This window comes from Burkholderia seminalis DSM 23518, from assembly GCF_902832885.1.
In the GTDB taxonomy this organism is placed as follows: domain Bacteria; phylum Pseudomonadota; class Gammaproteobacteria; order Burkholderiales; family Burkholderiaceae; genus Burkholderia; species Burkholderia seminalis.
The window spans coordinates 392220-412671 of sequence record NZ_CADFDK010000002.1 but is presented as its reverse complement, the minus strand read 5'-3'; the positions used below and the strand labels follow the sequence as shown (position 1 = coordinate 412671).

The following is a 20452-nucleotide window of genomic DNA, read 5'->3' as shown; positions in this document are numbered from 1 at the left end:
GTCTCCTCCTGGATTGATATGTCGCCGGCCTGGCCGGCGTGGCGCGCCGCACGCCGCGTGCGTGACGCGGCGTGCAGTCCGCGCGTCAGCCGCCGCGGCGGCCCGCGAGCAATTCGACCGCGAAGTCGGTGCGCACGTCTTTCGCCGCGACCATCTGCTGCGCGATCCGGTCGATGTCGGCGCCGGTCGCGCCGGCCGCGACCGCGATGTTGCGGGCATGCAGCGCCATGTGGCCGCGCTGGATGCCTTCGGTCGCGAGCGCGCGCAGCGCGCCGAGATTCTGCGCAAGCCCGACCGCCACCGCAATTTCACCGAGTTCCTGCGCGGAAGTCACGTTCATGATCTTCAGCGCGAGACGCGCGAGCGGATGCGTCTTCGTCGCGCCGCCGACCAGTCCGACCGGCATCGGCATCTCGATCGTGCCGACGAGGTCGCCGTTCGCGGCCTTCTCCCACGTCGTCAGCGACGTATAGCGGCCACTGCGGCTCGCATACGCATGCGCGCCGGCTTCGACCGCGCGCCAGTCGTTGCCGGTCGCGACCACGACCGGGTCGATGCCGTTCATGATGCCCTTGTTGTGTGTCGCCGCGCGGTACGGGTCGGTCGCCGCGAACACGTAGGCGTCGATCACGCGATCGATGACGTCTTCACCGGAATAGGCGTCGGTCGCGAGCGTGGCGGCCTCGTACCGTACCTCCGCACGGGCCAGCCGGAGATCCGCGAGGTTGGACAGTATCCGCAACCGTACCTGGCCCCCGGTAATCGCCTCGATGCGCGTCGCGACCGTTTCGGCCATCGTATTGACCGTGTTCGCCCCCATCGCGTCGCGCACGTCGACGATCAGGTGCGCGACGATCATCGCGCCGCGCGGCGTGTCGGGAAACACGTGAACCTCGATGTCGCGGCAGCCGCCGCCGAGGCCGACGAGCACCTTGTCGCGGCTGTTCGCGAGTGCGACCAGTTCGGCCGCATGCCGCAGGATCGCGAGCCGCGCGCCGTACGGATCGTCGACGCCGATCACCTGGACCTGCGCGCGCATCAGCGGGCCGCTGCTCGACGTGCGGAAGCCGCCGGCCGCGCGCGCGAGCTTCGCCATATACGATGCGGCCGCCACGATCGACGGCTCCTCGACGGCCATCGGCACGATCACGTCGCGGTCGTTGATCCGGAAGTAGCCGGCCACGGCCATCGGCAGCTCGAACGTGCCGATTACGTTCTCGATCATCCCGTTGGCGACCTCGAGCGGCAGCGCGCCCGGCTTCGCGAGCAGCGCATGCTCGGCATCGTCGAGCCCGACGGCGCGGGACAGGTGGGACAGGCGTTGCTCGGGCGTGAGCGCGCGGAAGTTCGGCAAGGCGGAATCGATGGGCATGACGGGTCGGTTGTCTCGGGGTGGCGGTATTGCCCGTCGGTGCTTGCGGCGGGCATCGGATAGCCGAATAATAGTCACGCTGTACCCTTTGAAAAGGTACAGACGACGCAGACAGTCACCCAACCGTACCCATGACAGTGGGCCGGCCCGACGGAACATGCCGATGAAACAGCGTGCAAGAGCCAGCCTGTCTGGCGCGATGGCGGACAATCTCGCCAGACAGATCGAGGAAGGCGTGTTGCCGGCCGGCGCGAAACTGCCCTCCATCAGGGAATACGCCGAGGCATCCGGCTGCTCGAAGAACACGGTGATCAGTGCATTCGAGATGCTCGCGGCCGACGGCCTGATCGAGCCGCGCCGCGGCTCGGGCTTCTTCGTGACGCGTCGCGCGGCAGCCGCGCCCGACATCGACGAACCGAGCTCGCTCGACCGCGCGATGGACATCGTGTGGCTGATGCGCGAGCAGTTGCACGTGAAGCCCGATGTGCTCAATCTCGGCGAAGGCTTCCCGCCGATCGAATGGCTCGAGGAAACACGGCTGAACCAGTACCAGCAGCGCATCATGCGCACGAGCGCGGCGTCGCTGTTCCGCTACGGCAGCCGCTTCGGCTACCTGCCGCTGCGCCAGTCGCTGCAGCAGAAGCTCGCCGGCTACGAAATCGAGGCACCGCCCGCGCAGATCGTGCTGACGCACGGCGCGAACCAGGCGATGGATCTCGTGCTGCGCTACTTCGTGCGCCCGGGCGACACCGTGCTCGTCGACGACCCCGGCTACTACCCGCTGTTCGGCAAGCTGAAGCTGAGCGGCGCGAACATCGTCGGCGTGCCGCGCGAGATCGACGGCCCCGATGTCGCGAAGCTGGCCGAACTTGTCGCGACGCACCGGCCGAAGCTGTTCTTCACGCAATCGGTCGGCCACAACCCGACCGCGACCGATACGAGCGCGGCCAAGGCGCACCGCATTCTGCAACTCGCCGATACGCACGACCTGATCATCGTCGAGGACGACGCGCTCGCCGACCTGCGGCCGCGCTCGCTCACGCGCATCGCGACGCTCGACCAGCTGCGCCGGACCATCTATATCGGCAGTTTCTCGAAATCGGTGTCGGCTGCGCTGCGTGTCGGGTTCCTTGCGTGCAATGCGGCGCTTGCGAGCGACCTGGCCGACGTGAAGATGCTGACGCATGTCAGCAGCTCCGAGTACTGCGAACGCACGCTCGACGCGATCGTCAGCGACGGGCACTTTCTCAGGCATACGAATCACCTTCAGGAGAAGCTGCGACGCGCGACCGGCAACGCGCTCGATGCGCTCGGGCGTCTTGGCGCGGAGGTCTATCGGTCCTGCGACCAGAGCCTGTATCTGTGGGCCGCGCTGCCCGGCTGGCCCGATTCGATGCAGCTCGCGCAGGCGATGCTGGCGCGCGGCGTGATCCTCGCGCCCGGTGCGGTGTTTTCGCCGCAGGCCGATCGCCCGTCGAAGTATTGCCGCTTTAACGTTGCGTATCTGGCGGACAAGCGGTTTGCGCAGGCCTTGCAGGCGGTTGCCTGAAAACGAATGCGGGCCGCACCACCGCCCGGCCCGCATTCGTCGTGCAACCCCGCTTACCCGCGCCGCAACGGCCGGAACCCGGCCCGCACTTCACGCGCAAACAACTCCGGCTCCTCCCATGCCGCGAAGTGCCCGCCCTTGTCGACTTCGTTGAAGTAGATCAGGTTGTGATAACTGCGCTCGGCCCAACTGCGCGGCGCCTGGTAGATCTCGCCCGGAAACACCGTGATCGCGGCCGGCAACGAGATATCCACCGCGTTGAAGTTGTTCGAGTGATCCTCCCAGTAGATCTGCGCGGCCGACGTCGCCGTGTTCGTCAGCCAGTACAACGAAATGTCGTCGAGAATCTCGTCGCGCGGGATCGAGCGTTCGGGCACGCCGCCGCTGTATGTCCATTGCGAAATTTTGTCGTACATCCACGCAGCCTGCCCGGACGGCGAATCCGCGAGCGCATAACCGACCGTCTGCGGACGCGTGACCATCATCGCCGAGTAGCCGCAGTTGTCGCGATAGAACGTCGCGAGCTGCTCGTACGCGGCCCGCTCCTTCGGCGACAGCGAAGCCGGCGCGGGCGCATCGGTCGCGAGCAGCGTCGCGATATCCGGCGGCACCGTCGCCGGCATGTTCACGTGAATCCCGGCCAGCCCCTGCACGCGCTGCATCGCCATCCGGTGCGAGATCACCGAGCCGCAGTCGCCGCCCTGCGACACGAAGCGCGTATAACCGAGCCGCGCCATCAGTTCGCCCCATGCCCGCGCGATGTGATCGGAGCCCCAGCCGGTTTTCGTCGGCCGGCCCGAGAAGCCGAAGCCCGGCAATGACGGCACGACGACGTGGAACGCATCGTCGGCGCTCGCGCCGTGCGCGGTCGGGTCGGTCAGCGGGCCGATCGCCTTCAGCAGCTCGAAGATCGAACCCGGCCAGCCGTGCGTCATGATCATCGGCATCGCGTTCTCGTGCCGCGAGCGTACGTGGATGAAATGAATGTCGAGCCCGTCGATTTCCGTGATGAACATCGGGAAACCGTTCAGGCGCGCCTCGCCCTTGCGCCAGTCGTAATCGGTGCCCCAGTAGCGCAACAGCGCCTGCATGCGCGCGAGCCGCACGCCCTGCGATTCGTCGGCGACGGTCTCGCGGCCCGGCCAGCGTGTCGCGGCAATGCGGCGGCGCAGGTCGGCCACGGTTTCGTCGGGAATGTGCGCGGTGAACGGGCGTACGCCGCTCGCGCCGGTTGCGGCATGCAGCGCGGTGGGCAGCATCGCCGAGACGCCGGCGGCCACGGAAGTGGCCAGCAGGTGGCGACGCAGCGGGGAAAACGGTGTGGAAGACATCGTTCGGCATCTCCTTTCGTGAAGTGGAAAGTGAACATGCCGCGCGCGGGATCGCGCCCAGGCTTTCGATCCGGCGCGCCCTCATCACACGGCGTCGCCCATTTGAAAGGTCTGATGTATCCCGGATTTGTCTGATTTGTACGCGTTTGTAGTCGCTGCATGGCGAGCGGCCCGCGCCGCCGCCCGCTCTTCGTGCAACGCTTAGAGCGCCTTGACGATCGCGCCGTCGACGCGAATGTTCTGCCCGGTGATGTAGCCCGCGCCGTCCGACAGCAGGAACGCGACCGTCTTCGCGATCTCGCCGGTCTTGCCGAAGCGGCCGGCCGGAATGCGTGCGACGATCTCCGGCGTTTCCGGCCAGCTGTCGATGAAGCCCGGCAGCACCGCGTTCATCCGGATGTTCTCGGCCGCATAGCGTTCCGCGTACAGCCGCGTCCACGCGCTCAGCGCCGCGCGCAGCGCCGACGACACCGGCATCGGCTGCTCGGGCGCATCCGCCGCGAAGCTCGAGATGTTGACCACCGCGCCGCCGCCCTGCTTCTGGAAGATCGGCGTCACGCGGCGCATCACGCGCACCACGTTCAGCAGGATCAGGTCGAGCCCCGCATGCCAGTTGTCGTCGGTGATCGCCAGCAGGTCGCCTTTCGGCGGATGGCCGGTGTTGTTCACGACCGCGTCGATCCGGCCGTAGCGGGCAACCGTTTCCTGCACGAGCCGGTCGATATCGGCTTCTTCCGTCACCGAGCCCTGGATGCCGAAGCCGCCGAGTTCCTCGCCGAGCGCCACCGCGCTGCCCGACGGCGACATCAGCGCGACGCGATAGCCCGTCGCCGCCAGTTCGCGCGCGATCGCCGCGCCCATGCCCTTGCCTGCCGCCGTGATCAACGCCACTTTTTCTACAGTCACGATTTGCTCCTCGTTCCGATTCCGTTGCCGCGCAGCCGCCGTTCGGCCCGCCATGGTGGTAATGTAGGCGCATCGAATCCGACTGTCGAACCAGTATTTCTGCCGCCAGCCGATAGTTTTTCTACAGCCTGACGATGCCGCCACGCCCTTCCCGACTGCCGCCGCTGAATGCGCTTCGCGCGTTCGAGGTATCCGCGCGGCACCTCAATTTCCGCGCTGCGGCCGACGAGATCGGCGTCACGCAGGGCGCCGTCGCGCAGCAGGTGCGCCACCTCGAGGACGTGCTCGGCCTGAAGCTGTTCGAGCGCCTGCCGCGTGGCCTCGCGCTCACTCACGACGGCGCCGCGTATTTCTCCGACGTGCAGCGCGCGCTGCACGCGATCGCCGACGCGACCGACAAGCTCGTGAAGCGGCGTGCCGCGCTGACGATCAGCACGACGCCGTCGTTCGCGTCGAAGTGGCTGATCCCGCGGCTCGCGCGGTTCACCGAGGCCCATCCCGACTACGACGTGCGCGTGATCGCCGACCCGCAGATCGCGACGTTCCGCCACGACGGCGTCGATCTCGCGATCCGCTACGGCAAGCCGCCGTTCGGCAAGCATCTCGTCGCGCATGCGCTGTTTCCGCTCGACGTGTGCGCCGTGTGCAGCCCGGCGCTGCTCGCTGCGCCGGCTTCGCCGCGTGCGCTCCTCGGCCAGGTGCTGCTGCATGACGCGCACGACCTGTGGCCCGAGTTTCTTGCGGCGCTGCCCGAACCGGTCGACGTCGATCCGCACAAGGGGCTGCGCTTCAACCAGACGTCGCTCGCGATCGATGCGGCCGTCGCCGGCCAGGGCGTCGCGCTCGCGACCGAGCCGCTCGTCGAGCGCGACATCGCGGCCGGCAGGCTGTGCAAGCCGTTCGATTTCGCGTTTCCGCTGTCGATGGGGTTCTATCTCGTGTATCCGGCCGAGCGACGCGACGACGATGCGATCGCGGTGATGCGCGAGTGGATGACCGGGCAGGCGGCGTCGGACGGGCGGCCTTGAGTGCTTTAAATGCCTGGAGCGCCTTGATCGTCCTGCATCAGCGTCAGGGAGCGATCCAGCGCGCCTCGTAGCCGCTTTCACCGTTCAGATCGAACACCGCCCGGCGATGCCCCGTTCGCGCGAGTTCGAGCCAGTCGATGCGCGTGACCGTCATGTGGATCAGGCAGAAGTTTTCGTAGCCGTCGCCGGATGGTGCGGTGCCGTCGATATGCGCTTGTTCCGGTGACGCGATCGGCGTGCCGGGCGGCAACGGCGCGCGATACAGCAGCAGCGTATGCGGACGGCTCGACGCCCAGATCGCACGCCGTTGTGCTTCGTCTTCGCAGATCGATGCAATGCCTTGCGCGCGAATCTGCACGAGCGCGTCGAGATCGTTCGCAACGATCGAGAAGCGTGGATCGCGGCGCAACTCCGCGACTTTCTCCGAGCGCGCATCGGTATGAAACGACAGCACGCGATCGGCCCGGCTCACCTGACGCAATACGATCGTCCGGACCTTCGGCGTGCCGTCGAGGCCGAGCGTGGCGGCCTGCAGCATCGTGAACGGCGAGCGCCGCGCGCCGACGCCGGTTTCGAGACAGGACCAGAGGCGGTCGTAGGTTTGCGCGAGCGATTCGGAAGTCGGGTCGGACATGAGGCGATGGCGATCGTCGGTGTTTCGATCGCGCCAGCTTAACCGGTTGTTTCAGCGGCGGCTCGCGTGCGACGCGGGCCGCCGTGCTTGTGCCGGTCAGTTATAGCCGAGCACGGCCGGGGCGACATCGCCCGCATCGGACGCCGGCTCCGCGCCGAAGCGGCCGAGCACGTCGGCCACGTATTGCGGCCCCGCGCTGATCTGCGACGAGCGATGCCTGGGCGGCCGCTTGTCGCCCGTGACTGACGCCGCGCCCGTCGATGCCGTTTCGTTGACGATGATATTCACGTTGATGTCTCCTCACGCGGCCAGCGCCGCACCATACGCGCGCACGAGGCGCGCGACGCCTTCCCGGATCGCGTCGACATCCGGCGCGGCGAACGACAGGCGCAGCGACGCTGCGTCGACGTTGTCCGCGAAAAACGCCTTGCCGGGAACGAACACGATCTTGTTGGCGATCGCCTGTTGCAGCAGCACGTCCGACGGCACCGCGCCGATCCGCGCCCACACGAACATCCCGCCTTCGGGACGGTGGAATTCGATCGCATCGCCGAACCCGTCGCGCAGCGCGTCGCACATCGCGTCGCATTTGCGCTGGTACGCGGCCGTGATGCGCGGCAAGTGGCGTTCGAGCGCGCCGTCGGCCAGGTATTCGGCGGCGGTCGCCTGCGTCCACGGCGCGCTGCACAGGTCGACCGTCTGCTTCGCGATCACGCAGCGCCGCGCGATCTCGGCCGGCGCGATCGTCCAGCCCACGCGCAGCCCCGGCGCGACGATCTTCGACAGGCTCGCGAAATGCACGATCCAGTCGCGCGCGCCGTCCACTTCACCGGCCAGCGCGAGCATCGACGGCACGGCTTCGCCCGCGAAACGCAGGTCGCCGTACGGATCGTCCTCGATGACCAGGAAACGGTATTGCACCGCGAGACGCAGCAGCTTCAGCCGGCGTTCGCGCGTGAGCGTCGCGCCGGTGGGGTTCGCGAAGGTCGGAACGGTGTAAAGCAGCTTCGGTTGCGCGATCGTGCCGGAGGCGAGTTGCTCGGCAAGACGGTCGACGTCGAGCCCTTCACCGTCGACGGGGATCGTCACGATGCGCGCCTGCTGCAGACGCATCGCCTGCAGCGTGGCCGGGTAAGCCGGCTGTTCGGTCAGCACGACGTCGCCGGGCGACACCATCACGCGCAGCAGCAGGTCGAGGCCCTGCTGCGAGCCGGTCGTGACGAGCAGTTCGGCCGGCGTGCACGCGACGCCGCGACGCGCCATCAGCGCGATCAGTTGCTGCTTCAGTTCGGCGAGGCCGTCGGTCGGGCCGTATTGCAGGCAGCGGACGGGCTGTGCGTATGCGCGCTCGGCGGCCGCGTTCAGGCCGTCGACGTCGAACAGGTCGCTGGCCGGATAGCCGCCCGCGAAGGAAATCATGCCCGGTTCGGACAGGTACTTGAACAGTTCGCGGATCGGCGAGCCGGCGGGATTCTGGAATGAGGGAGTGAACGCGTACATGTCGTCGTGAGCTGGAGGGCACGGGCGGCCGGGATAGCCGTCGAGTGCCAACCGCCGGGGCGCTTTTGGCGCCGCGGCGGTGAATTCGAGCCACGATTGTCGATAGTCATTAAGGGCTCGGCAAACGATATCTATGCACTAGGTCTTGCGGTTTGGTCATTAAATCGCGGGTTTAGACGGAGTGAGGCCGGGTTGTTGACAGGTAGACGAACATCAAAAAAAAAAGCGAGCGTGACGCTCGCCCGACCGATGCGCTTCGCTCGGCCGACATGGTTGAAATTTCTGACAAGCCGGCACAGATGGAACACGAAGATCAGAGATCCCCGCGCACCTCACCCGTTCCCAACGCGCTCCGCTGCCGGTTGACTTCCGCCCAAAGCGCATCGCTGTCGTCATCGCGCAGCAGGATCATCCAGTCCAGTTGATCGTCGGTCACGCCGAAGTACGCCAGGATTTCCCGGCGAACCGTATCGACGAACTGCGCGTATTCCGGGGTGGCCTGGGCCTGCGCGTGCAAGGCATCGTAGGCTGCATCGTCCTCGCCGCCGCCGTGCTCGTCGATATAGCGCGAGATCCACTGGTCGCGTTCGTAGTCGTAATCGGCCTCGGCGCGCATCGCTTGCACGGCCGTGTGGAGATCCAGTTGGGCAAACGCGGCGATCGCCGCCGTGGTCGCCTCGTCGAATGTAGTCGTCATTCCATTTCTCATGCTGGTCATGGCACATCATCGCACGGGCCGCCCCCGGGCAGACGCAGCGAATCCGGCTGGCTCGTAACGGCCAGATGCGCACGAACAAGGGGCGGCCGTAACCGCCCCCGCCATTCAATCAACCACCCACACCCCGATTCGCCTCGATCACCGTCAACGCGGCCATATTCACGATCCGCCGCACGGTGGCGCTCGAAGTCAGGATGTTCACCGGCGCATTGACGCCGAGCAGGAACGGCCCCACCGCCACATTGCTCCCCGCCTCGGTCTTGAGCAGGTTGTACGCGATGTTACCGGCGTCGACATTCGGACAAACCAGCAAATTCGCTGCGCCCTTCAGCGGCGACATCGGCAGCAGCTTCGCGCGCAGCCCTTCATCCAGCGCACAGTCGCCATGCATCTCGCCATCCGCCTCGATATCCGGCGCCTGTTCCCGCATGATCTCCAGCGCCCGGCGCATCTTCACGCCCGAGGCCGCGCTTCCCGACCCGAAGTTCGACCGCGACAGCAGCGCGACCTTCGGCGTCAGGTTCAGCCATTCCATCTGCCGGGCCGCCGCGATCGTGAATTCCGCGATCTGCTCCGCATCGGGGTTGTCGTTGACGTGCGTATCCACCAGCGCGACCGTCCGCTGATCGAGCAGCAGGATGTTCATCGCCGCGTAGGTCGACGCACCGGGCTTCTTGCCGATCACTTCGTCCACGAATCGCAGGTGATTGTGATACTCGCCCACCGTCCCGCAAATCATCCCGTCCGCATCGCCGAGCTGCACCATCATCGCGCCGATCAGCGTGAGGCGGCGGCGCATTTCCACGCGCGCCATTTCCTTCGAAATGCCGTCGCGGCAACGCAGTTCCCAATACTTCGTCCAGTACTGCGGGAAGCGTTCGTCATACTCCGGATTGGTCACTTCGACATCCTGACCGAGTCGCAGGCGCAGGCCGAACCGCTCGATGCGCGCCAGCAGCACCTCCGGACGCCCGACCAGGATCGGACGCGCGAGCTTCTCGTCGACGATCACCTGCACCGCACGCAGCACGCGCTCGTCTTCGCCCTCGGTGAACACGATCCGCGCCTTGCCGCCGTCACGCACGAGCCGACGCGCGGTCGCGAACAGCGGCTTCATGAACGCGCCCGAGTGATAGACGAACTGCTGCAGTTGCTCGACATACGCGTCGAGATTCTCGAGCGGGCGCGTCGCCACGCCGCCTTCCATTGCCGCCTTGGCCACGGCCGGCGCGATTCGCACGATCAGGCGCGGGTCAAACGGCTTCGGAATCAGATATTGCGCGCCGAACGACACGTCGTACGCGCCGTAGGCCGCCGCGACCACTTCGTTCTGCTCTTCCTCCGCCAACCCCGCGATCGCGTGCACCGCGGCGATTTCCATTTCACGTGTGATCGTCGTCGCACCCACATCCAGCGCGCCGCGGAAAATGTACGGGAAGCACAGCACGTTGTTGACCTGGTTCGGATAGTCCGAGCGGCCCGTCGCGATGACGACGTCGTCGCGCGTCTCGTGCGCCAGTTCCGGGAAGATTTCCGGCGTCGGGTTGGCCAGCGCGAGAATCAGCGGACGCGCCGCCATCGCCTTCAGCATCTCGGCCGTGAGGATGCCGCCGACCGACAGCCCCAGGAACACATCCGCGCCGCCGATCACTTCGGCCAGCTTGCGCGCATCCGTTTCCTGCGCGAAGCGCGACTTGGCCGGGTCCATCAGCACGGTGCGGCCGCGATAGACGACGCCCTCGATGTCGGTCACCCAGACGTTTTCCACCGGCAGCCCGAGGTCGACCAGCAGGTCCAGGCACGCCAGCGCGGCTGCTCCGGCGCCCGACGTCACGACCTTCACGTCCTTGATCGACTTGCCGACGACCTTCAGCCCGTTGATGAACGCGGCGGAAACGGTAATCGCGGTGCCGTGCTGATCGTCGTGGAAGACGGGAATCTTCATGCGTTCGCGCAGCTTCTGCTCGACCGTGAAACATTCCGGCGCCTTGATGTCCTCGAGGTTGATGCCGCCGAACGTGGGTTCGAGGCCGGCAATGATGTCGACCAGCTTGTCCGGATCGGTCTCGTTGATCTCGATGTCGAACACGTCGATCCCGGCGAACTTCTTGAACAGGACGGCCTTGCCTTCCATCACCGGCTTCGATGCGAGCGGGCCGATGTTGCCGAGGCCGAGCACCGCGGTGCCGTTCGTGATCACGCCGACCAGGTTGCCGCGGCTTGTGAAGCGGTGCGCCTGCAGCGGATCGGCGGCAATCGACTCGCACACGCTCGCCACGCCGGGCGTATAGGCCAGCGCCAGATCGCGCTGGGTCACCAGCGGCTTGCTCGCCACGACCGAGATTTTCCCGGGGGTCGGAAACTCGTGATAGTCGAACGCGGCCTGTTGCTGTGTCTCTGTCTGTTTCATGTTTTGGGTCCCGGCGTGGGCGCCAGGCCAGTCCCGGCGCGATCCATGGAGGTGATTCTAGGGATCTGCCATAACGTGATGATTCTGTTTTAATATCGGCCCATCACTTTTTCCTGATGAATACATGACCAGTCAATGAATTTTGACGCAAACGACGTGGTCAGGCGGCTGGGCGCGCGTCTGAAGATTCGGCATCTGGTGCTGTTGCTGCAGATCCAGCAGCACGGGTCGCTGACGCGTGTCGCCGAGCACATGGCCAGCAGCCAGCCGGCCGTGACGAACGCGCTGTCCGAACTGGAGAGCATGTTCGGCACGCCGCTGTTCGAGCGCTCGTCGCGCGGCATGCGGCCCACCGCGCTCGGCACGGTCGTGCTGGAGCGCGCGAAGGCAATGATCAAGGATCTCGACCACCTCGCCCGCGAAATGGAGGCCGTCGCCGCCGGGCACGCGGCCCATCTGCACATCGGCGTGATTCCGTTCATCTCCGGCCAGCTGCTGTCGGCGGCGCTGAAGCGGTTGCAGGCACGGATGGAACGGCGGCTGACCGTGACGATTCACGAAGGCACCAGCGATCAGTTGCTGTTGCAACTCAGGGATCACGGCGTCGACATCGTGATCGGCCGCGCGTCGTCGGCGATCGATCTGGGCCAGGTTTCGTTCGAAGTGCTGTACCAGCAGCAGCCGCGCGTGATCGCGAGCCGGCGGCTGGCGGCCAAGCTCGCGCGCATGCCGCTGGACTGGCACAAGCTGCACGCGCTCGACTGGATTCTCGGCGCGCCGCATACGCCGATGCGCGAACAGGTGACCGACCTGTTCCTGTCGGCCGGCATCGCGCCGCCCGTGCCGATCGTCGAAAGCTACTCGTCGAAGCTGATCGGCGAAATGATCGCGTCGAGCGACGAGGCCGTGTCGATCGTGCCGGCCGATATCGCGGAAGAACTGGTGCGGATTGCCGGCGTGGCGATCGTGCCTTACTCGCTCGTGTGGACGCTGCCGCCGATCGCGCTGTTTACCCGCTCCGCCGATTCGCGCTCGCCCGCGCGCGATCTGCTCGTCGACGCGCTGCGCGCGGTGTGCAAGGAGACGTACGGGGACATGCAGCGATAAGCGGCTATTTGCTCGCGGCGAGGCGGCGCAGGATTTCCGCGCGCTCGGCACTCAACACGTGGTCCGAGCCCTCGCCGCGGTCGTAGCGCCTGGTTGTGCGGTAGGAAAAACGCTTCGCATATTGATTGGCGGCGGGATCGAACACCCACGCGTCGACTTCGAAGAAGTGCTTGCCGAAATGATCCTCGTCCTTCTCCCAGATATAGTCCGCGCGGACAAACACCGGGTAGGGCGAAACGTCCGGCAGCTTCCACATCGCGCGGTCGGCCATCTCCGTTTCGGTCACTTTGGGCATCAGGTTCTCGATCTTGCCATTCGGGCCGACACGCAGGACGGCCACACGCTCCAGCATCCCGCTGCCGCCGCCCGAGAACATCCCCGAGAAGAACACCCACGAGCCGCCCGATGCGATCGGCAGCCGTTCGGAGCGAGGATTCAGGCCGAACTGGTACACCTCCCGGGACGAACCGGGAAGCGGCGCCGGCGGCATCTCGAAGCACGGCGCATGGTCGGGAAGCACGCAGAGCTTCACGCCGGAAAGCGGGAGCCCGTCGCTATCGAGCTGGCCTTCCGTCTGCGTGTAGCGCGGAAATGCGGATTCGCCGGCGGAGGCCGCCCGAACGCCGGCAATGCCGACGACTGCCAGACTCAAGATTGCCGCGAACATCTTGCCGGTCCTGCGCATACACCCTCTCTCTTTCTGATTATTTGACGGCTGCAGATTGTCGATGATCTGGCCGGTTCTGGCAAAAAGGCGCATCGCCGGTTTCATTCGCTTCGACGAAGTGCGTGAGAGAAACCCTTCAACGTTCCGGTCGGTGCGGGGCAACCGGTTTCTCGTACAACGACCAGTCGCGGCCATCCGACTTGATCCCCACGCGGACGAAGCCGAGCGATTCGTAATAAGCGCAGAGCTTGGTGTTTTCGGCAGCGCAGTCGAGTCGAACGAAACGCCGGTCGATGCGGTTCACCTCGCGGGCGCACCAATCGAGCATGACGCCGCCGATCCCGAGCCCGTTGAAACCTTGCCGCACACATAGCCCGTGCACGTAACCGGCAACCGGTTCTTGCGGCCCCCAGTGCGGGTCATCGTCGAAACTCAGCGAGAACGTTCCGACCAACGTGCCGTTCTGTTCGACGACATACACCGATTTCTCGGCGACATGGTTTCGTACCCACCGCTCGGAGAAGCCGTCACCCTCCTTGCCCCACACATAGTCGCCATGCGCGACTTTCTTTGCGTGCGCATCGTTCCGGATCTGCGTAAGTGCCGGTACGTCGTCTGCCGTGGCTCGGCGGATGTCATTCGAATTCACGCTCGTCTTTCCGTTGAATCTTCGCGGCGTCGCACGACGGCCTTCATCTCGCCGACCCGCATTCGCAATAACAAACGTAACGACCTTACGAAGTCGTACCCTGGAACCAGCGTGAACATGGGCCCGAATAAATGAGCACGGTCGCAATCGCATTGGCGAAAAAGGACACTTCGAACAGAGTCATCCTGAACGGGGGCGCCATCACGATGAAGGCTAGCGTCGTGACAATCGTGAGTATCAGTTCCAGCGTTCGCGCCAGCTTTTGTCGCTGGCAAAGGCCGATGATCAGGCTCGCGTTCAAGAGCAGCCAGAATGCCTGGACCACGGCGATCAGGGCAATGCCCTTACGCATCAGCGTTGCCTTTTCCGCGGGCACTTCACCAAGTTGATCGAAACCCAGCCTCTGAAGCCAGACAGCACATCCGACCTCGATGAGCCAGACAATCGCGAAGAGCGCGACGGCATGACGGATCTGCGGCGGCGCGTCCGTGTGAAACGCCGGCATGGCCTTCAGTTTGCTGATTGGCATCGTCTTTTCGAGAGGCCGATGGCCCCCGCCCCGGTATTATTTGAATCGTCTGTGCAGATTGTCGGCCGAGTGTAGCTCACTCGCAATGCCGCATACATCGCTATCGATCGTTATCCGTTTCCATCTCTCAGGTTGTGACAGCCGGGTGACGAATCGTGGCGGTCCATACGAATCGGCAGCGGCGTTCCATCTTCAAATGCAACCAGTTCGTCCCGTGCCAATAGAACCAATTTCTCCACTTGCGCAAACGGCAGCGCGTCGCAAAACAATGAAACCGTCAGGGTATGGTCGGCGTCGCATCTGAATACTTCGGCGAGCACATTTCCCTCCGTGTCGGTTAGCTCAACACCCAACCCGTCGCGAAGGACATTCGACGCCACCTGAAATCGATACGCCATCGTACTGCTCCAATCAGGCTGAAGCACTCAAACTCTGCCTGAGCGATTCATAGATCCCCGCGCCGGCATCGACGATAAACACCAGCGCAACGACGACACAGACCACGCGCCCGATTCCACTCAGACGCGTCACGCCGAAATACAGGCCGACCGCCCCGATAGCAAGCGTCGCCGGCCAGTAGATGGCGCCGACGATAATCGCGATGACCGGAAAAGGTATATCGATGGCGATGTCACTCATCCCGCGAGACTCCCGTGCATGCCGGATGCATACGTCAGTTCATGGTTTCGACGACATCGGCCAGCCGCCGACGATTACTCCGCCTGATGACACACCACCTCGATATTGTGCCCATCCGGCCCGATGACGAATGCCGCGTAGTAGTTCGCGTGATAATGCGGCCGCAGCCCGGGCGCGCCGTTGTCCTTCCCGCCCGCCTCCAGCGCCGCGCGATAGAACGCATCGACTTGCTGCCGATTGTCGGCCACGAACGCGATGTGGAGATGCGCCGGTTTCTCGTCCGACTGGAACAGACACAACGAGGCCTTGGCGGGCGTACTGATCTCGATACCGTAAGAAGGCTCGCCCTCGCCCACGGTCACTGCCCCGATCGGTGCAAGCGCCTTGAGGAAAAACGCCTTGCTGGCGGCAAAGTCGCTGACGCCGAATTTGACGTGGTCAAACATGAGATCCCCTCGGATAGATGGGCGGGCCTGCACCCGGGTGTGATGTCGAGACCACCGCGATGGTGCCACACACTGCCTGCAGCAGTACACCTCTTCGCTCACCAACAAAAAAGGCCCGACAACGTCGGGCCAATGAGCGGGATACAAGGAACACCCGCTCACCCCATACCGGGCCGTCACGCGACGCGACGTGACATTGGCGAGATCCTGTGGATACCTGACGATCGCATGTCGATACCTTGCTCACCTGAAAGGATTCGAAAAAACCATGCGCATCCGGTTGGCGCTCATTCGAGCGCCGACAGCACCCGCTCGAAAAAATAGGCCCGCGCCGGAAAGCGCGGGCCGAGCGGAAGTCACCAAACGCCTTGGGGGGGACAAGGCGCGACCAGTCTAGCCCGAGTCACCGGAAAGAAGATTTCATGCGGGATTACAGCTATTACTTCATATGACGAAGCAACGGCTGGCGTCAGCGCCGGTTTGCGGCACGTCATTTGTGAGCCCCCATTGCCGTGCGACCGCGCTTGACCATCGTCGGCGCTGTGCAGCGCATCGCCGGTTTGTTATGGTCCGATAGCGTGATGTCCCAACCCTGCGCACCCACACCGAAAAAGGCGGCCCAATGATCGACCACGTCTACCTCTCCGTCACCAACATCGACAAGTCGCTGGCCTTCTACGCCGCAGCGTTGAAACCGCTCGGCTGGCGCATCTTCGGCAACTACGACTCCGCGTCGGGCCCCGAGGGCGTCCCCGATCTCTACGGCATCGGCGACGACGTGTACGGCAAGGGCACCGCGGTCGGATCGAGTATCTGGCTGCGCCAGCGCAAACCCGGCGAGACGGGGCTGTATCTCGGGATCGTCTGCGACTCCAACGAACGGGTCGACGCCGCCTACGCAGCCGCGCTCCAGGCCGGCGGCATCGACGAGGGAAAACCGGCGGATCGCACCTACTTCGCTCGCGGCTACTACGCGGCGAACGTCGCCGACTTCGACGGCAATCGGCTCGAGTTCGTCCACAAGGCGTGGAACCCGAAGCGGCACGCATAGCGCCAACGGCGGCGCCGGTCGGACGCGCGCGGGCTCAGGTCGGCACGCCGCCCAGATGCTGCGTGAACCATTCCGCCGCTGCCCGACTGGTTGCGTCGAAGTGCTCGATATACGGCGTGAAATGCCCGCCCTTGATCTGGAGCAGGCGCTTCGGTTCGAGTGCGTTTGCCCATGCCTTGAGGCACAGGTCGGTCGGCGTCAACACGTCCTGATCGGCGACGATCATCAGCAGTGGCGTCGGCGAGATGCGGTCGACGTACTGGCCCGGTTCGTTCTCGCGGGACATCTCCGCACTGCGTAACGTCACTTCGTTTCGCCAGCTCGGCGCAAACTGCGCGGCCGATTCGGTGAAGAACCGGTACGCATCCGCGCCAGCCATCGCGCACGCAGCCGACGGGTCGGCACTGACGGCCGGCAACATGGCCGGCGCGCTGCCCGCGAAGCGCTGCCTGCGGTCTTCGTCAAAACGCGCCAGCATTGCCGGTACGAGATCGGAACGCGTGCGGCGCAAGCCCGACTGGTATCCGCTGATCGTCGGCACCTGCGACACCACGCATTTCACGCGCCGGTCGATCGCGGCGACTTCGAGCACGTGGCCGCCGCTGTAGCTGGTGCCCCAGATACCGATGCGTTCGCCATCGACATCGGCACGCGTCAGCAGGTAGCTGATCGCATCACGATAGCCGCGCTTCTGTTGTACGGGGTCGATTTCCTGACGGGGCAGCCCGTCGCTCGCGCCGAAGTTCTTGTGATCGTAGAGCAGCACGGCAAAACCACTCGCGGCGAACACCTCCGCGTAGCGGTCCAGATACTGCTCCTTCACGGCCGAAAAGCCGTGCGCCATCACGATGGCAGGATACGTTTCGCTGTCGGCGACGCGCCGCGTCGGCACGTAGAACCAGCCCCGCAGCGTCGCGGATTCGGACGGGAATTCGATGTCGTGGCGCGTCATGTCGGCTGGCCTCATTCGGTCGGTGGATTCGATGACCGACACGATATGCCCGCACGCCATGTCCCGCGTGTTCCGGTAAGACGTGTGCTACGCCGAATCGGACAATTTCGCGTAAGCGCTCGGCGTCATGCCGGTGAAGCGGCGAAACACGGTCGAGAATGCGCTCGTCGTTTCGTAGCCCAGTTCGGCCGCGACGGCGATTACCGAGCAACCCGACGCCAGCAGCGGGCGCGCGGCTGAAATACGCGCTTGTTGTCGCCACTGGCTGAACGACAAGCCCGTTTCGGCCTGGAACAGCCGCGCCAAGGTTCGGCTCGACGCACCGACTTCACCGGCCCATTCCGTCAGCGTTCGTTGATCGGCCGGATCCGACAGGATGGCATCGCAGACGCGTGCAAGCCGCCGGTCCCGGCCAGACGGAAGCCTTAACGGCTGCTCGGGCGACCATTCGATTTCAGCGAGCATGAGCTGGATGACGAGATCGTCGCGTCCGGCGGGATGCGTGTCGATCGACAGGGACGACGCGCGCACGATCAGTTCGCGCAGCAGCGGCGACACCTCGACCAGTCTCGGTTGATTCGGATAAGCCGACGGGTACGCGCGCGGGTCGACGTACGCCGTTCGCATTTCGAGGAGGCCGTGTGCGCGCATCGCATGCGGAAGGTCCGGTGGAATCCAGAGTGCGCGATGCGGCGGGATCATCCACAGCGACTGGCTCGCACGGACTTCGGCTATGCCCGTCGTCGTGTAGACGAGTTGCGCGCGCGGATGCTGGTGTTCCGCGACGACGAAACCGTCGGGAAATGCTTTCGGCATGACTGCCGCGATACCCGGTGCGTGCTGGTAATCGCGCGGATCGGTGCTCTTCGGCGCGTATGCGCGGCCAGTCCGCTTCGGGTGGGCCGTCGCGTCGAGCATGATCGCTTTACCTTCGCCCTGCATCGCGCGTCCTTTCATTTGCGCGGGATGGCCGGGTGATGCGGTCGCGCGAGTCGGACAAACGACACGGGTCCGCCTGCAGCGTGGAATTCCGTTCGGTCGCCCCGATGATTGCACCACGTCGCCAAATCACACGGGTACCCGCAGGATCGGAACCCATCTGCCCGGAATGAGCGTCGACTCTTTCTCGGCAATCTTCTCCGCGCCGAGCGCCATATAGAACGGCACGGCGTTGGGATCTGCCTCGATCACGAAGCTTCCGATTCCCTTCGCGGCGGCTTCCTTCCTGAGCGCGGACCATAGCGCACGTGCGACGCCCTGCCCCATATGATCCGGATGGACGAACAACCATCCGCGCGTAAGCGCATCGGAATCGGTCGCAGCCCTCACCCAGAACCCGATGATCCGTTCTTCCGTTTCGGCCACGTACGCCATCGAGCTTTCGATCATCTCGGGCGTCACCGTGAGATCGGCTCGCCAAAGATCCAGCCACGCCTCGGGGTAGCCCCAGTGCGCTTTCGAAAGAAATGCCAGTTTCGTAAGTGCGTCTGCATCGGCGGGCCGGCCGGCACGAATGACAAATCGGCGGTGCATCCGGTCTCCTTTCCCGGTCGGTAAAGACCGACGACCATGCGCGGCATGCCTCTGTCGGAGGCATCAGGCGCTGGACGACGCGTTGAAGCAGGCGGAACTCGGCGCAGTCACCGGTGGAGGCGGCAACCGCTCGAACGATCACGTGGTCGAGTGGGTCGGCATCGAAACTCACCGTGCCCATTCGGGACCGCTAGACCAGGACAGCGCACGCCACCGCGCACCGTCCCGGCAACGATCCGGTGCGCGCCCGCGCCGAACAACCGCGTCAAAGAATCCGGTTCAACGCATCCGAGAACCGCTCGACCGCGCCATCGACATCGTGCAGCTTGTCGAGACCGAACAACCCCAGCCGGAACGTCTTGAAGTCCTCCGGCTCGTCGCACTGCAGCGGCACGCCGGCCGCGATCTGCAACCCGACATCCGCGAACTTCTTCCCGGTTCGAATCCCGTCGTCGTCCGTGTAGCTGACCACGACACCCGGCGCCTCGAACCCTGCCGCCGCCACGCTCCTGAACCCCTTCTCCGCCAGCAGCGCACGAATGCGCTCGCCCAGTTCGAGCTGCTCGGCCTTCACCTTGTCGAAACCGTACGCGTCGGTTTCCTTCATCACGTCGCGCAGCGTCGTGAGGCTATCGGTCGGCATCGTCGCGTGATACGCAAACCCGCCGCCCTCGTACGCCTCCATGATCTGCAGCCACTTGCGCAGATCGCACGCGAAGCTGGTGCTGGTCGTCGAATCGATGCGTTCGCGCGCAAGCGGGCTGAACATGACCATCGCGCAACACGGCGACGCGCTCCAGCCTTTCTGCGGCGCGCTGATCAGGATATCGACGCCGCTCGCCTGCATGTCGACCCAGACGGTGCCCGACGCAATGCAATCGAGCACGAACATGCCGCCGACCGCATGCACGGCATCGGCCACCGCGCGCAGATACCCGTCGGGCAGCATCATCCCGGAAGCCGTTTCGACGTGCGGCGCAAACACCAGATCCGGCCTGTGCTCGTTGATCGCGGCGACCACTTCGTCGATCGGCGCCGGCGCATAGGCGGCCTGCCGGCCCGTTTCGACCGGACGCGCTTTCAGCACCGTCGTTTCGGACGGAATGCTGCCCATGTCGAAGATCTGCGACCAGCGGTAACTGAACCAGCCGTTGCGGATCACGAGGCACTTCCTGTTGGTCGCGAACTGCCGCGCGACGGCTTCCATGCCGAACGTGCCGCTGCCCGGGACGATCGCGACCGCCTTCGCGTGGTAGACCTTCTTCAGCGTGGCGGAAATGTCGCGCATGACGCCCTGAAAGCGCTGCGACATGTGGTTGACCGAGCGATCGGTGTACACCACCGAATATTCGAGGAGCCCCTCGCGGTCAACATCGGGAAGTAAACCTGGCATGCTCGCCTCCGGTGAAAGATGAACGATGGAATCGCGGC

At 65.0% G+C, this 20452-nt stretch carries 22 protein-coding genes; 4 read left to right on the top strand and 18 right to left on the bottom strand.

Features of this window, described 5'->3' with window-relative positions:
- Positions 1-85 precede the first annotated feature (85 nt).
- The gene (locus HWX00_RS08320; protein ID WP_175027104.1) at positions 86-1372 is read right to left on the bottom strand and encodes a hydroxymethylglutaryl-CoA reductase, degradative; all 1287 of its coding nucleotides are present in this window, start codon (positions 1370-1372) and stop codon (positions 86-88) included.
- Between the two features lie 163 nt (positions 1373-1535).
- Here HWX00_RS08320 and HWX00_RS08315 point away from each other — a divergent pair, with 163 nt between their 5' ends.
- Positions 1536-2921 carry an aminotransferase-like domain-containing protein gene (locus HWX00_RS08315; RefSeq protein WP_175027103.1) on the top strand — a complete coding sequence of 462 codons (1386 nt, stop codon included), beginning with the start codon at positions 1536-1538 and terminating at the stop codon, positions 2919-2921.
- Positions 2922-2974: 53 nt separating this feature from the next.
- Here HWX00_RS08315 and HWX00_RS08310 read toward each other — a convergent pair whose 3' ends face one another.
- Positions 2975-4252 carry an epoxide hydrolase family protein gene (locus HWX00_RS08310; protein ID WP_124670107.1) on the bottom strand — a complete coding sequence of 426 codons (1278 nt, stop codon included), beginning with the start codon at positions 4250-4252 and terminating at the stop codon, positions 2975-2977.
- 201 nt (positions 4253-4453) lie between these two features.
- The gene (locus HWX00_RS08305; RefSeq protein ID WP_034188601.1) at positions 4454-5158 is read right to left on the bottom strand and encodes an SDR family oxidoreductase; all 705 of its coding nucleotides are present in this window, start codon (positions 5156-5158) and stop codon (positions 4454-4456) included.
- Between the two features lie 134 nt (positions 5159-5292).
- Between HWX00_RS08305 and gcvA the strand changes: the two genes are divergently transcribed.
- Positions 5293-6186 (top strand): transcriptional regulator GcvA, encoded by an 894-nt coding sequence (gcvA, locus tag HWX00_RS08300; protein ID WP_069704470.1) that lies wholly within the window; start codon positions 5293-5295, stop codon positions 6184-6186.
- 43 nt (positions 6187-6229) lie between these two features.
- Here gcvA and HWX00_RS08295 read toward each other — a convergent pair whose 3' ends face one another.
- The 5 genes from HWX00_RS08295 to HWX00_RS08275 all read right to left on the bottom strand — a co-directional run bounded on the left by HWX00_RS08295 (position 6230) and on the right by HWX00_RS08275 (position 11448).
- The gene (locus HWX00_RS08295; RefSeq protein ID WP_049035274.1) at positions 6230-6820 is read right to left on the bottom strand and encodes a pyridoxamine 5'-phosphate oxidase family protein; all 591 of its coding nucleotides are present in this window, start codon (positions 6818-6820) and stop codon (positions 6230-6232) included.
- Between the two features lie 96 nt (positions 6821-6916).
- Positions 6917-7108 carry a hypothetical protein gene (locus tag HWX00_RS08290; RefSeq protein ID WP_175027102.1) on the bottom strand — a complete coding sequence of 64 codons (192 nt, stop codon included), beginning with the start codon at positions 7106-7108 and terminating at the stop codon, positions 6917-6919.
- Between the two features lie 12 nt (positions 7109-7120).
- Positions 7121-8320 (bottom strand): aminotransferase-like domain-containing protein, encoded by a 1200-nt coding sequence (locus HWX00_RS08285; protein WP_175027101.1) that lies wholly within the window; start codon positions 8318-8320, stop codon positions 7121-7123.
- Between the two features lie 313 nt (positions 8321-8633).
- Entirely contained in the window at positions 8634-9017 is a 384-nt protein-coding gene (locus tag HWX00_RS08280; RefSeq protein ID WP_034188417.1) for a hypothetical protein, read from the bottom strand.
- Between the two features lie 130 nt (positions 9018-9147).
- Entirely contained in the window at positions 9148-11448 is a 2301-nt protein-coding gene (locus HWX00_RS08275; RefSeq protein WP_069704467.1) for an NADP-dependent malic enzyme, read from the bottom strand.
- A 135-nt stretch (positions 11449-11583) separates the two neighbouring features.
- Between HWX00_RS08275 and HWX00_RS08270 the strand changes: the two genes are divergently transcribed.
- Positions 11584-12555, top strand: coding sequence for a LysR substrate-binding domain-containing protein (locus tag HWX00_RS08270; RefSeq protein WP_049028874.1), 972 nt, complete (start codon positions 11584-11586; stop codon positions 12553-12555).
- Between the two features lie 4 nt (positions 12556-12559).
- Here the strand turns inward: HWX00_RS08270 and HWX00_RS08265 are convergent, their stop codons facing one another.
- From HWX00_RS08265 to HWX00_RS08240, 6 genes are all read right to left on the bottom strand, one after another.
- Positions 12560-13384 (bottom strand): hypothetical protein, encoded by an 825-nt coding sequence (locus HWX00_RS08265; RefSeq protein ID WP_226103873.1) that lies wholly within the window; start codon positions 13382-13384, stop codon positions 12560-12562.
- Positions 13359-13871 carry a GNAT family N-acetyltransferase gene (locus HWX00_RS08260; protein WP_175027100.1) on the bottom strand — a complete coding sequence of 171 codons (513 nt, stop codon included), beginning with the start codon at positions 13869-13871 and terminating at the stop codon, positions 13359-13361. The genes HWX00_RS08265 and HWX00_RS08260 overlap by 26 nt, the downstream gene beginning before the upstream one ends.
- Before the next feature lie 85 nt (positions 13872-13956).
- Complete coding sequence (locus HWX00_RS08255; protein WP_034188422.1) at positions 13957-14400, bottom strand: hypothetical protein; 444 nt, start codon at positions 14398-14400, stop codon at positions 13957-13959.
- 110 nt (positions 14401-14510) lie between these two features.
- A complete protein-coding gene (locus HWX00_RS08250; RefSeq protein ID WP_080287844.1) occupies positions 14511-14798 on the bottom strand; it encodes a hypothetical protein in 288 nt (95 codons plus the stop codon).
- A gap of 13 nt (positions 14799-14811) precedes the next feature.
- The gene (locus HWX00_RS08245) at positions 14812-15039 is read right to left on the bottom strand and encodes a hypothetical protein (RefSeq protein WP_049028877.1); all 228 of its coding nucleotides are present in this window, start codon (positions 15037-15039) and stop codon (positions 14812-14814) included.
- A 74-nt stretch (positions 15040-15113) separates the two neighbouring features.
- Positions 15114-15485 carry a VOC family protein gene (locus HWX00_RS08240; RefSeq protein ID WP_034188424.1) on the bottom strand — a complete coding sequence of 124 codons (372 nt, stop codon included), beginning with the start codon at positions 15483-15485 and terminating at the stop codon, positions 15114-15116.
- Positions 15486-16107: 622 nt separating this feature from the next.
- On the opposite strand from HWX00_RS08240, the gene HWX00_RS08235 reads away from it, so the two are divergent.
- Positions 16108-16536: a VOC family protein gene (locus HWX00_RS08235; RefSeq protein WP_175027099.1), complete on the top strand. Its 429-nt coding sequence runs from the start codon at positions 16108-16110 to the stop codon at positions 16534-16536.
- Between the two features lie 34 nt (positions 16537-16570).
- Here HWX00_RS08235 and HWX00_RS08230 read toward each other — a convergent pair whose 3' ends face one another.
- The 4 genes from HWX00_RS08230 to HWX00_RS08215 form a co-directional block, all read right to left on the bottom strand.
- The gene (locus tag HWX00_RS08230) at positions 16571-17488 is read right to left on the bottom strand and encodes an alpha/beta hydrolase (protein WP_175027098.1); all 918 of its coding nucleotides are present in this window, start codon (positions 17486-17488) and stop codon (positions 16571-16573) included.
- Positions 17489-17575: 87 nt separating this feature from the next.
- Positions 17576-18430 carry an AraC family transcriptional regulator gene (locus HWX00_RS08225; protein WP_226193668.1) on the bottom strand — a complete coding sequence of 285 codons (855 nt, stop codon included), beginning with the start codon at positions 18428-18430 and terminating at the stop codon, positions 17576-17578.
- Positions 18431-18556: 126 nt separating this feature from the next.
- Entirely contained in the window at positions 18557-19021 is a 465-nt protein-coding gene (locus tag HWX00_RS08220) for a GNAT family N-acetyltransferase (protein ID WP_049028879.1), read from the bottom strand.
- A gap of 265 nt (positions 19022-19286) precedes the next feature.
- On the bottom strand, positions 19287-20414 hold the full coding sequence (locus tag HWX00_RS08215) for an aminotransferase class V-fold PLP-dependent enzyme (protein ID WP_124608114.1): 1128 nt from the start codon (positions 20412-20414) through the stop codon (positions 19287-19289).
- Between the last annotated feature and the right edge of the window lie 38 nt (positions 20415-20452).